The organism is Bacteroides coprosuis (assembly GCF_020741705.1).
Lineage (GTDB): Bacteria > Bacteroidota > Bacteroidia > Bacteroidales > Bacteroidaceae > Bacteroides_E > Bacteroides_E coprosuis.
Window position 1 is genome coordinate 15,158 of the sequence record NZ_DYYK01000030.1, and the last position, 12,300, is coordinate 27,457.

The 12,300-nt window shown below is 34.8% G+C and carries 10 protein-coding genes; 6 read left to right on the top strand and 4 right to left on the bottom strand.

Translation table 11 applies throughout. The features are described from left to right. Nucleotides 1–169: 169 nt before the first annotated feature. Nucleotides 170–706, bottom strand: coding sequence for a nitroreductase family protein (locus tag K8V80_RS01830; RefSeq protein ID WP_276775040.1), 537 nt, complete (start codon nucleotides 704–706; stop codon nucleotides 170–172). A gap of 43 nt (nucleotides 707–749) precedes the next feature. Next, nucleotides 750–1,355 (bottom strand): riboflavin synthase, encoded by a 606-nt coding sequence (locus K8V80_RS01835; protein WP_276775051.1) that lies wholly within the window; start codon nucleotides 1,353–1,355, stop codon nucleotides 750–752. Between the two features lie 1,096 nt (nucleotides 1,356–2,451). Between K8V80_RS01835 and K8V80_RS01840 the strand changes: the two genes are divergently transcribed. Genes K8V80_RS01840 through K8V80_RS01850 form a run of 3 tightly spaced genes read left to right on the top strand, consistent with a single transcriptional unit; the run spans nucleotide 2,452 to nucleotide 6,300 of the window. Next, nucleotides 2,452–4,170 (top strand): glutamine--tRNA ligase/YqeY domain fusion protein, encoded by a 1,719-nt coding sequence (locus K8V80_RS01840; RefSeq protein WP_006744512.1) that lies wholly within the window; start codon nucleotides 2,452–2,454, stop codon nucleotides 4,168–4,170. Between the two features lie 9 nt (nucleotides 4,171–4,179). Continuing rightward, nucleotides 4,180–5,646: a tetratricopeptide repeat protein gene (locus K8V80_RS01845; protein ID WP_276775043.1), complete on the top strand. Its 1,467-nt coding sequence runs from the start codon at nucleotides 4,180–4,182 to the stop codon at nucleotides 5,644–5,646. Between the two features lie 12 nt (nucleotides 5,647–5,658). Next, nucleotides 5,659–6,300: a DedA family protein gene (locus tag K8V80_RS01850; protein WP_276775045.1), complete on the top strand. Its 642-nt coding sequence runs from the start codon at nucleotides 5,659–5,661 to the stop codon at nucleotides 6,298–6,300. A gap of 86 nt (nucleotides 6,301–6,386) precedes the next feature. On the opposite strand, the gene tpx is transcribed toward K8V80_RS01850, so the two are convergent. Further along, nucleotides 6,387–6,881, bottom strand: a complete 495-nt coding sequence (gene tpx, locus K8V80_RS01855) for a thiol peroxidase (protein ID WP_006744509.1) — start codon at nucleotides 6,879–6,881, stop codon at nucleotides 6,387–6,389. A gap of 266 nt (nucleotides 6,882–7,147) precedes the next feature. Here tpx and K8V80_RS01860 point away from each other — a divergent pair, with 266 nt between their 5' ends. From K8V80_RS01860 to K8V80_RS01870, 3 genes are read left to right on the top strand one after another with little or no spacing between them, the layout of a single operon-like run. Further along, the gene (locus K8V80_RS01860) at nucleotides 7,148–9,724 is read left to right on the top strand and encodes a DUF5686 and carboxypeptidase-like regulatory domain-containing protein (RefSeq protein ID WP_276775047.1); all 2,577 of its coding nucleotides are present in this window, start codon (nucleotides 7,148–7,150) and stop codon (nucleotides 9,722–9,724) included. A 5-nt stretch (nucleotides 9,725–9,729) separates the two neighbouring features. Continuing rightward, entirely contained in the window at nucleotides 9,730–11,001 is a 1,272-nt protein-coding gene (locus K8V80_RS01865) for a replication-associated recombination protein A (protein WP_006744507.1), read from the top strand. A gap of 24 nt (nucleotides 11,002–11,025) precedes the next feature. Next, nucleotides 11,026–11,982, top strand: coding sequence for a D-2-hydroxyacid dehydrogenase (locus tag K8V80_RS01870; protein WP_276775050.1), 957 nt, complete (start codon nucleotides 11,026–11,028; stop codon nucleotides 11,980–11,982). 153 nt (nucleotides 11,983–12,135) lie between these two features. On the opposite strand, the gene K8V80_RS01875 is transcribed toward K8V80_RS01870, so the two are convergent. After that, the coding region (locus K8V80_RS01875; RefSeq protein WP_276775053.1) for an HpaII family restriction endonuclease at nucleotides 12,136–12,300 on the bottom strand (165 nt) is incomplete at its 5' end.

Consider the following 12,300-nt stretch of genomic DNA (forward strand, 5'->3'; position numbering starts at 1 on the left):
CATTAAATGCCTATTTTTAGGTGGTTTTGGCAGTTATTACCCCTATTTACTGACGAAGTGGATTTTACGATCTTATTACATTTTAATGACAATATTGTATTAAATGTACATATAAAGAACAAGCCCGAACTACAATATGTTCGGGCTTGCTACTCTATTAATTCTTGTTTTAATATTTGTTGTGCGAAATAATGGATTCTATAGGTTTTCTTTTCTTTTTTTTCTTCTCTGCTAAAGAATATCCGATTGCAATATCAAGTAAAACTCTTTTTTTGGATGGAATAGAAAGTAAGTCTTTTATTTTATTCTCGTCAAACCATCCCATAATACAAGAACCCAATCCTAAATACTCGGCAGCTAATGAAATATGGGACGCTAATATTCCTATATCCATAAGTGGATAATATTTTCCTTTAATTTTGCTACCCAATAAGGATGTTATATTTGCAGACTCTTCTACTATTAATAAATGTAAGGGAGCATTCTTTGCAAAAGAATTCATTCCTAGTCCAGCTGCCGCCTTCCCTACTTGCTCACATAAGTCGGCATCACTAACCACAATGATCTTCCAAGGTTGAGCATTGCAAGCTGAAGGTGAAAGATGAGCTGCCTGTAGAATATAATCTAGCTTTTCGGCTTCAATAGGTTTACTCGCATCAAATTTACGATCACTTTGCCGAGATTGGACTAGTTCTAAAAAATCCATGACATAACTCTTTTTTGTTACTACTTATATATAAGGAGAAAAATTAGGCAGTAAGTTCTTGCAGGCGACTAATGTATTTGCCAATAATATCAAACTCTATATTAACAACATCACCCACTCCTATCGCATGAAAATTTGTGTATTCGTATGTGTAAGGGATAATAGCCACTGTAAACGAATCTTCTGTAGGCTCACACACTGTCAAACTTACGCCATTTACGGTAGCCGAACCTTTATCAACTGTAAAATAGCCACGTTTAGCCATTTCGGGGTCAAATTTGTATTTGAAAGTAAAATACCAGCTACCTTCATTATCTCTAATATCTGTACAAACAGCAGTTTGATCTACGTGACCTTGTACGATATGACCATCTAAACGTCCATTCATCATCATACTACGTTCAACATTTACTTTATCTCCTACTTTAAGAAGACCAAGATTGGAGCGATCCAATGTTTCACGCATTGCAGTAACAGTATAAGTATCATCTTTTAAATCAACAACTGTCAGACAAACACCATTGTGAGAAATACTCTGATCTATTTTTAACTCATTCACAAAAGAGCAAGTTAATGTAAAATGAACATTCTCCTTTTCTTTTACGATATCAACCACTTTAGCAGTTTCTTCTACAATTCCTGAAAACATAATATTCATAAATTAATTCCCCATTATATTCTATATAATTAGGTACGGTTATAATTGTAACAAATATAAGAAAAAAGGAGTAGATTGAAGATAAGTCTAGAGTCACATTCTATTCTGAATATTAATAAATGCGCTGTCTTATAATATATCTTATACATCTCATCCTATTATTATCACTCCAAAAAGATAAGATAGCAGATTCACTATCCCTTAGACAAAGGGATAACATGTCGGTGTCATCGTATCATCATGTCGGTGTCATGATAGATGCATGACTCAGTCAAAATATTCTCTTATTTATTACAAAAGCCAGACCACAACGCTATTTCAGAAAAAAAGAGTAGTCTTATTTTAAATAAAATAATTCAAAGGAATATTCGTATCATAAAGGGATAATGAGAGGCGACAGAAAAGGAAATTATTCTTTTAATATGCAGAGGTGCACAGATTATAATAAATCTTATAAAAGACATCAAATAGGAATTGATGCTTTTAAAAAATGGGGCTTTTCACAAAGCCCCATTTTTCAGTTTTCAATAGGTATTAGTTCTTTTAAGGTAAAAAAGATTGTTTTAGGATAACGCTTGCAAAGATAAGCGGTTAATGAAGAAGGTTCAAACATATTAGTATGTCATACAACATGTTTTAGCGAATCCATTCAAAATAAGCTCTGAACCAAGACTTCTACTTATCATCTTAAGCGCTATTGCGTAACAAATATAATACAAATTCTTAACTATTTGTTTTTTAAGTACAAAAAAGTGCTTTTAATCTCACTTTTTTAACCCTTTACTATCAATTTTGTCTAAAACACGGTTTAAAATAAGTTTTAGACTTTCATTTTGACACAAATTTCAAGATTCAAACCCTAGCACTGAAATCCATCACTAATGCACCATTTATATCTCTTTGCTACACTCTACTCAATCAGTCTAGGCAGAACACGACTCTATTTCATAGGGAATAAAGCATTCTACCTCTATATAAAGCATTCAATTCTTAGGAATTATTAAATCAATAACCTTATCTTTGCTCTTTTAGCTGTAAAAGGAAAAAATATAGTATTTTTGCATACAATTGAGATAATTATAACATCATGACTGATAAAAATAATACTGAAGCAACAGAAAAGAAGAGCCTCAATTTTATTGAGCAAGCTATCGTTAATGATTTAAAGGAAGGAAAGAATGATGGACGAGTTCAAACTCGCTTCCCTCCAGAACCGAATGGTTACCTACATATAGGACATGCTAAAGCTATCAATATAGATTTTAGTATGGCTGAAAAATACAATGGAGTATGTAACTTACGTTTTGATGATACCAACCCAGTCAAAGAAGATGTAGAATACGTAGATTCTATAAAAGAAGACATCGAGTGGTTAGGTTTTCATTGGGACAATATCTATTATGCTTCAGACTATTTCCAACAGTTATGGGATTTTGCCATTATGCTCATTAAGCAAGGTAAAGCTTATATTGATGAACAATCTGCAGAACAAATTGCTGCACAAAAAGGTACACCTACTACCCCAGGAACAGAGAGTCCATTCCGCAATCGCCCTATTGAAGAAAGCTTAGAGCTTTTCAACAAAATGAATAGTGGAGAGGTAGAAGAAGGTGCTATGGTTCTTCGTGCAAAAATAGATATGGCAAATTCAAATATGCACTTCCGTGATCCTATTATATATCGTGTTATCAAGCACCATCATCACCGCACAGGTGACCAATGGAAAGCATACCCAATGTATGACTTTGCTCACGGACAAAGTGACTATTTTGAAGGAGTAACTCACTCTCTTTGTACATTAGAGTTTGAAGTACACCGCCCTCTTTATGATTATTTCATTGACGAACTGAAAGACACTACTTTAAGTGCTGGTGGTGATTACAGACCAAGACAAATGGAGTTTAACCGTTTGAATCTTACCTATAATGTAATGAGCAAACGTAAACTACTTACCCTTGTAAAAGAAGACTTAGTTCACGGATGGGATGACCCTCGTATGCCTACAATTTGTGGTTACAGAAGAAGAGGTTATTCACCCGAGGCCATCAAGAACTTCTTAAACATGATTGGATATACTAAGTACGAAGCACTTAATGACTTCTCACTTCTAGAATCTGCAGTTAGAGAAGACTTAAATAAACGTGCTACTCGTGTTTCAGCTGTATTGGATCCAGTAAAATTAATCATTACTAACTATCCTGAGGGAAAAGTGGAAGAACTAGAATGCATCGACAATCCAGAAGATCCAAATTCTCCAACACATACGATCGAATTTAGTCGTGAACTATGGATAGAACGTAATGACTTTATGGAAGATGCTCCTAAGAAATACTTCCGTATGACTCCTGGAAAAGAAGTTCGTCTGAAAAACGCATACATTGTAGAATGTACAGGTTGCAAAAAAGATGAAGACGGAAAAATAACTGAGGTATATTGTACTTATGATGCTGATACACTTAGCGGTATGCCAGGTGCAAGTCGCAAAGTGAAAGGAACATTACATTGGCTTAGCAGTGCACATTGTCTTCCTGCAGAAGTACGTCTGTACGACCGTTTATTCTCTGTTGAAAATCCAGCAGCAGAACAAGATAAAGATTTTAGAGAACTAATGAACCCTGATTCTTTAACCGTACTCAACAATTGCTATGTTGAAAAATACCTTACAAACTTTGAACCAGGAAGTTATCTTCAGTTCCAACGTATAGGTTATTTCACACCCGACAAAGACTCTACTAAAGAGAAACTTGTGTTCAATCGCACTGTTGGACTTAAAGACACCTGGGGCAAAATAAGTAAAAAGAAATAAGATATTTCTATGAATAGAAAAGGCTTTACTCAAGGGAGCGACCAACAGATTCCTCCATCCTTAGCTTATTATGAAGACTCAAAAGCTAAGGATGAGAGCCTTTACTTAGACTCTGAAGAGTATGCAGAAATCGTCAGTTACTATACCGGCTTAAAGCTCTTTAATGAAGCAGAACAAGCAGTAAAAGACGGCATAAACATACATCCTCATAGTTCGAAGATTTTACTAGAAGAAGCATATCTGTATCTAGAGCAAAACAAAGTAGAGTTTGCTGATGAAGTAATCAAACAAATTCCAGATCAAACAGACTATTATGTTCTTATGGTGAGAGCCGATATAGCGCTCAATCAAAATAAGAAACAAAAAGCCAAAGAGATTCTCGATTTAATTGAAGAAAAAGAAGATATAGATGCTATTTTAGATGTAGTATATCTCTACATGGAATATAAAATCTACGACGAAGTAAAAAAATGGCTCGATCTAGGAAAAAAAGAATTTAATGAGGACGAAGAATACATTCTGGCGTGTGCAGATTATTTTCTGGCAACAGACCAAAATCAGAATGCGGTTATAAATTATAACCTATTACTGGATTCCGATCCTTATTGTAATACTTACTGGTGGGGGTTAGCAAGAGCCCTCTTTGAATTATCTGAATATAATAAATGTTTAGAAGCTTGTGATTTTGGATTAGTTACGGATGAAAACTTCAGTGCCTTTTATATTTTAAAGGGGCAGTGCTTTCAACAAGTTAATCTATATCAGCAAGCTATTTCTATGTTTCAAGAAGCATTAGATAGGGACTGCTTAGATAAAGATTTAGTTAATTTACTACTTAGCCAGTCTTATGCGAATCTGCACAAAGAAGATGGACTAGAAAACCCAGAGGAAGAAGGGATAATAAACGAAAATGAGCCCAATAATTTTTTAAAACTTATTACAGAACAAGGCTCAAATATCCCATTAACAAATTGTACTAATAACAGTAACAACAAAAATCAAAATAAGTTTGCTGATAGCTTACAAAATCTTTATTTTCAATTGAATGAGAGTGAAAACACTCCAATAGTAGAAGATGAAGTTTGTACTATCATAGAAAAAGCTTTTGATGCTTTTGACAGAGAAGATTACGCTACAGGTTCAGATTTGCTAATACAAGCCGAACAAAAGGCAAAAACAGAAAAACAACTCAGTAAACTAGCAAATGTCTATTTTTTGATAGGTGACCATGAGTTAGCTCATCGCACTCTAGATATGATTCAAACGCAAAACGACAACAGCTTTGTGCAATACTTAAAACATGGATGCCTTGCCCTATTAGAGAGAAACAATGAAGACATCTTATATTGGCAATCAAAAGCAGGAATTAGCTTTCACCGTGATAACTTAAAAGAGATTTGTGATCTACTTAGTAAAAACGAAGAGCACCAGTTGGTAAAAATTCTATTAAGACATTTTGCTAAATTAAAAGAATAATACTATTTATTTATGGAGTCAGTTGCTTTTATACAATGGTGCTTAGAACACCTAAACTATTGGACAATAACACTATTGATGGCTATAGAAAGCTCATTTTTACCATTCCCATCAGAAGTAGTAGTACCTCCTGCCGCCTATAAAGCAGCAGTAAGTAATGAGCTAAATATTTTTCTAGTTGTTATTTTCGCTACAATAGGAGCAAATATTGGAGCTCTTATCAATTATTATTTAGCAAAATTTTTAGGACGCCCCATCATATACAAGTTTGCCAATAGCAGATTTGGACATATGTGCCTCATCAATGAAGAAAAAGTTCAAAACGCAGAAGTCTATTTTGACAAACATGGAGCCATGTCAACCTTCATAGGAAGACTAATCCCTGCTGTTCGACAACTCATTTCGATACCTGCCGGATTAGCTCGCATGAAGCTCTCCACATTCCTACTATACACTACTCTAGGTGCAGGATTATGGAATGGTATATTAGCCGCTATCGGTTATTATTTATCGACAGTTCCAGGCATTGAAACAGAAGAGCAGCTTCTAGAAAAAATAACAATGTATAGTTCCGAAATAGGATATGTATTTATAGCTATTGGAGTGTTCGTTGTGGGCTTCTTTATTTACCATGCACTAAAGAAAAAGAAATAAATATAGAAAGCATAAAAAAAGCAGGTGACAAATAATATAGGTCTGTCACCTGCTTTTTTGTATCTAATTTTCTTATAATAAGTTATTTAAAGAGAAGCTAATGCTTTATCATAATCTGGTTCTTGTGTAATTTCGGGAACCAACTCTGTATATTTCACAACACCATCTTCACCGATAACCACTACCGCACGAGCTAAAAGGCCAGCCAAAGGACCATTAGCCATACGAAGGCCATAAGATTCTTCAAACTTTGAATATCTAAAGTCTGACAATGGAATAACATTCTTGATACCTTCTGTTGTACAGAAACGAGACTGAGCAAATGGAAGATCTTTAGAAATAGCTAGAACAACTGTATTATCTAAACTAGCAGCTTTCTCGTTGAACTTACGTACAGAGGTAGCACAAACAGCAGTATCTAAGCTAGGGAAAATATTTAATAGAACCTTTTTACCTTTAAGAGAGTCAAGCGACAAAGAGGATAAATCTGATTTTACAAGCTCAAAGTTTGGAGCCTTAGAGCCTACTTTTACAAACTCACCAATTAGATTTACTGGTTCACCTTTAAATTTAGTAGTCATATCAATTCTGTTTTTAAAGTTTTAAAATTTATCTATTTTAGTCATAGATTTCAATTATATAAACAATACTTCACGAACATAGTTCACGATTATTTGTTTTTTAAACAGCGATAAAAAGTGAAGCCATCTTTTATAACTCAAATTCTAAATTAGTGTATAAACTACTTGTTATATGGTTAATGAGTATTAATTAAAGAAAACCCTATTCTGTTTTTGAGTTTTTAAACATTAATTTGATAGCTTTGTAAACAACAATTACGATATTAATGAACTACAATATAAAGACTATAGAAAGAACAATCTTGTTCTTAACATTCTTAGTCATCAGCTTTTCTTTAAAAGCACAACAAATAAACGGCATAGTTTCTGATGCTGAAACAAAAGAGCCATTAGGCTATATATCTGTTTATTACGAGGGTACAACAATAGGTACTAGGACTAATTTTGATGGTAAATTCAGCATTCCATATCGAACAGGAAAGACCGAAATAACATTTTCTGCCATAGGCTACAAAACTCAAGTAATCAAAATAGATTCTAAAACGAGGAACGTAAATGTAAAAATGTCTTCTGACAAAGTTTTACTTGATGAGGTAGTTATCAAACCCAAGAGAGAGCGCTACAAAAGGAAAAACAACCCAGCTGTTGATCTGATGCGTAAGGTTATTGATAACAAGAAAGAATTTAAACTAGAAGAAAACGATTTCTACCAATACAACAAGTACCAAAAGATGAAAACTTCTCTCAATGACTTAACCGAAGAGAAGCTTGGAAAAGGTATATATAAAGGACTAAACTTTCAAAAAGACCAACTAGAGAAATCGGAAGTAACAGGTGGATATATCTTGCCCGTATCTATACAAGAAACAGCCTCACAAGTTGTTTATCGAAAATCACCTAAAAGTCAAAAAACTTATATTAAAGGAGAAACATCTACGGGTATAGAAGAGTTTTTCTCTACTGGCGATATGCTTGGTAAAGTTCTTGCTGATGTGTTTGCAGATGTAAACATCTATGAAAACAATCTAGAACTTTTACACAGACGCTTTGTGAGTCCCATTGGTACTAATGCAATATCATTCTATAAATTTTATATTATGGATACAGTTCGTATAGACAACGACAGCTGTATTCACTTATCCTTTGTACCCCAGAACGTTCAAGACTTTGGGTTTACAGGTCATATCTATATCCTCAACGACTCTTCTTATGCCGTTAGAAGATGTAGAATGAATCTACCCAAACAAACTGGAGTAAACTGGGTTAACAATATGGATATTGAACAAGAGTTTGTGAAGCTAGACAATGGCAGTTGGGTTCTAAAAAATGATATTATGACTGTCGATTTATCATTGGTAGACTTTATTCAAGGTGTTCAAATAGAAAGAACAACCAAATACAACGACTATAGTTTCAATGAAATTCCAGACAAACAATTCAAGCCAAAAGCATTGGTTATAAAAGAACGAAATGCATACAACAAAGATCCCGAATATTGGGCAGAGGTACGACAAGTTCCATTAACTGAAACTGAAGGATCAATGGATGACTTTATGGAAAGGTTAGCACAAGCTCCAGCCTTTAAATACATTCTTTTTGCAACTAAGATCCTTTTTGAAAATTATGTAGAAACCACAAAAAAGGGAAACCCTAGTAAAATAGACCTTGGTCCTATCAATACCTTTGTATCTGGGAACTATGTAGATGGAACACGCCTTCGCTTTGGAGGTACAACCACAGCTCACCTCAACCCTCATCTTTTCTTGAGTGGATATGGAGCTTATGGCTTTAGAGATAAGAGATGGAAATACTCTGGAGAAATTACTTACTCCTTCTTGAAAGCTGAAAATTTCCCATGGGAATTCCCTATGCACAACATAAGTTTTGCCTATCGCAGTGAAGTGGAATCGCCTATGGATAAATTTTTGGATACGGATAAGGATAACGTCTTTGTCTCTATGAAAGCTTTTCCCGTAGATTTAATGTCGTATATAAGGGAGGGTACATTTACATATAAGTACGAAACTTATGGGGGATTGTCTGTTAATTTATTCGCAAAGAGAAAAAATGAAAAGCCTACTGGATTATTAGAATTCAGACGAAATAATGAAGGCAAAGACTTTGTAAGAGACATTGCAACAAGTGAGTTAGGCTTTAAACTCCGTTTCTCTCCAGGTGAAAGCTACATTAATACAAAACAAAGAAGAAAACCAGTCAATAAAAATGCTCCCATCTTCACTCTGGCTCATACTACGGGCTTTAAGGGAGTTATGCAGAGTGATTACAAATCAAACATTACAGAGGTTAGCATTTGGAATCGCTTCTGGCTATCCTCATGGGGTAAGCTCGATTTAACCTTTAAAGCAGGGGCACAATGGAATACAGTACCATTCCCTCTATTAATTGTTCCTTCGGCTAACTTATCTTATATTGCTCAGAATGATGAGACATTTAATTTAATGAGGAACATGGAGTTTTTAAACGACAGATATGCCTCTTTATCTGTTATTTATGATATGAATGGAAAACTCTTCAACAGAATACCACTCTTCAATAAGTTAAAGTGGAGAGAAATATTTAAGGTTAAAGCGATGTATGGACATCTTACAGATAAAAACAATCCTTTCCTTAGCAAGAACCCCGATTTATTCTTGTTTCCTACAAGAAATGGAGAGCAATCAGCTTTTGTAATGGATAAAAAAACACCATATGTCGAGGCTAGTATAGGAATTTATAATATCTTTAAATTTCTACAAGTTGAATACGTAAGACGATTAACCTACTTAGACAATCCAGGAGCAAGTAAGCATGGAATAAGGGTTATGGTCAATATGGGATTTTAGAATATATGCAACCATTAGCAGAAAGATTAAGACCAACCAGTTTAGACAATTATATAGGGCAGCAACACTTAGTTGGACCCAATGCACCTCTTCGTAAAATGATAGAAGGGGGTAGAATTTCATCATTTATATTGTGGGGACCTCCAGGGGTGGGTAAAACAACATTAGCAAAAATAATTTCGCACCAATTAGATGTTCCTTTTTACACACTAAGTGCTGTAACTTCTGGAGTAAAAGATGTACGAGAAATTATTCAAAAGGCAAAAAGTAACCGCTTTTTCAACCAAGCAAGCCCTATCCTATTTATTGATGAAATTCATAGATTTAGTAAATCCCAACAAGATTCATTATTAGGCGCAGTGGAGCAAGGTGTAGTAACTCTTATCGGTGCTACAACCGAGAACCCTTCTTTTGAAGTAATACGACCATTACTTTCTCGTAGTCAACTTTATGTGTTAAAATCTCTGGGTAAAGAAGATTTAATCCAACTTCTACATAGAGCGATTGAAACAGATTTCATTCTAAAAGAAAAGAAGATTGAGTTAAAAGAAACAGATGCTATGCTCCGTTATTCAGGAGGTGATGCAAGAAAACTACTCAATATTTTAGAACTAATTGCTACCTCCAGCAATATTGAACCCATAGTAATAACAGATGATTTAGTAACAAACTCCTTACAGCAAAATCCATTAGCTTATGATAAGGGTGGAGAGTTACACTATGATATCATATCTGCATTTATTAAATCGATAAGAGGTAGTGACCCTGATGGAGCTATTTATTGGTTGGCCCGAATGGTTGAAGGAGGCGAAGATCCCAAGTTTATTGCTCGAAGATTGGTTATATCTGCCTCAGAAGACATTGGATTGGCAAATCCAAACGCCTTACTTATGGCTAATAGCTGCTTTGATGCAGTTCAAAAGATTGGGTGGCCCGAAGGAAGAATACCTTTAGCACAAGCCACTATATACTTAGCTACAAGTCCGAAAAGTAATTCGGCGTATGCTGCAATAAACGATGCAATAGCAGTAGTTAGAGAATCGGGAAATCTTCCAGTGCCTCTACACTTGCGCAATGCTCCAACAAAACTAATGAAAGAATTAGGGTATGGTGAAGACTACAAATATGCACACAGCTATGAAAACAACTTTGTAAAACAGACCTACCTACCCGATGAAATAAAGAATAAACGTATTTGGCATCCTCAAAATAATAGTGCTGAAAAAAGACATAGTGATTTATTGAACAAACTTTGGGGTGACAAGTATTCGAAGTAATAACCTTATAAAACTAACTTAGTTATGAAAATTGTAATTTTAGATGGTTACGCAGCCAACCCAGGCGATTTAGAATGGGATGGATTAGAACAACTTGGTGATTGTACCTTGTATGATAGAACTAGTAGAGATCAAGTATTAGAAAGATGTAAAGACGCAAATATCGTTCTCACAAATAAAGTCCCATTTAAGAGAGAGACAATTGAGGCATTACCCAACTTAAAATATATTGGTGTCATGGCTACAGGCTATAATATCATAGATACAGAAGCTGCAAAAGAAAAAGGTATTGTTGTAACAAACATCCCTTCATACAGCACAAACTCTGTAGCTCAAATGGTATTTGCTCATATTCTAAACATCACTCTACATGTACAAAAACATTCGGATGAAGTGCATCAAGGCAGATGGAGTAAAAATGCAGACTTCTGCTTCTGGGATTCTCCTTTGTTAGAGTTACACGGTAGAACCATCGGTATTATAGGATTAGGTAGCATTGGTCAGGCAGTAGCTCGTATTGCTTTTGGATTTGGTATGAAAGTTATAGCATACACTTCTAAAACCCAATTACAGCTTCCACACGAAATACAAAAAGTAGAGCTAGATGAATTATTTGAACAAGCAGATATTGTAACGCTACATTGTCCGCTAACAGATGATACCCGCAATATGGTTGACAAGAGAAGATTAGAGCTTATGCAGCCTACTTCAATCATTATCAACACAAGTCGTGGACCACTTATTAATGAGGCTGATCTGGCTGAAGCTCTTAAAAACAAGACCATTTATGCTGCAGGTATAGACGTGATGTCTCAAGAACCTCCTAAGGCAGACAATCCTCTTTTAGGTGTAGAAAACTGCTATATAACTCCTCATATTGCTTGGGCTAGTTTCGCAGCAAGAACAAGACTCATGAAAATTTTAATTAATAATGTAAAAGCTTTCATGGAGGGTAAACCAGAAAATCAAGTAAATAAATAAAAGCTATAAAAAAACCCGTCCCCAACCGCCTTTTAAAGACGACTCGGGGACGGGTTTTTCTTTTCTTTCTTAACTATCACTCTCAGAGAAGCAGTGCTGAAGTTTTTAGAATTTATAAATTGAATACTGCCTCACAACGAGATTATGCACTTATTACCTCTTCGTTAGACCAATCTTTACATTTAGTTTAAAGAAATAGGTACCGTGTTCTCTTTCTAAGAAGCCATATTTATCTTTTTCTTGAGATCCTTTGATGAAACGGGTATTCAGATATAGAAAATCTTCAAAAGCTTTACGCTCATCTTTGTGATATCCAAT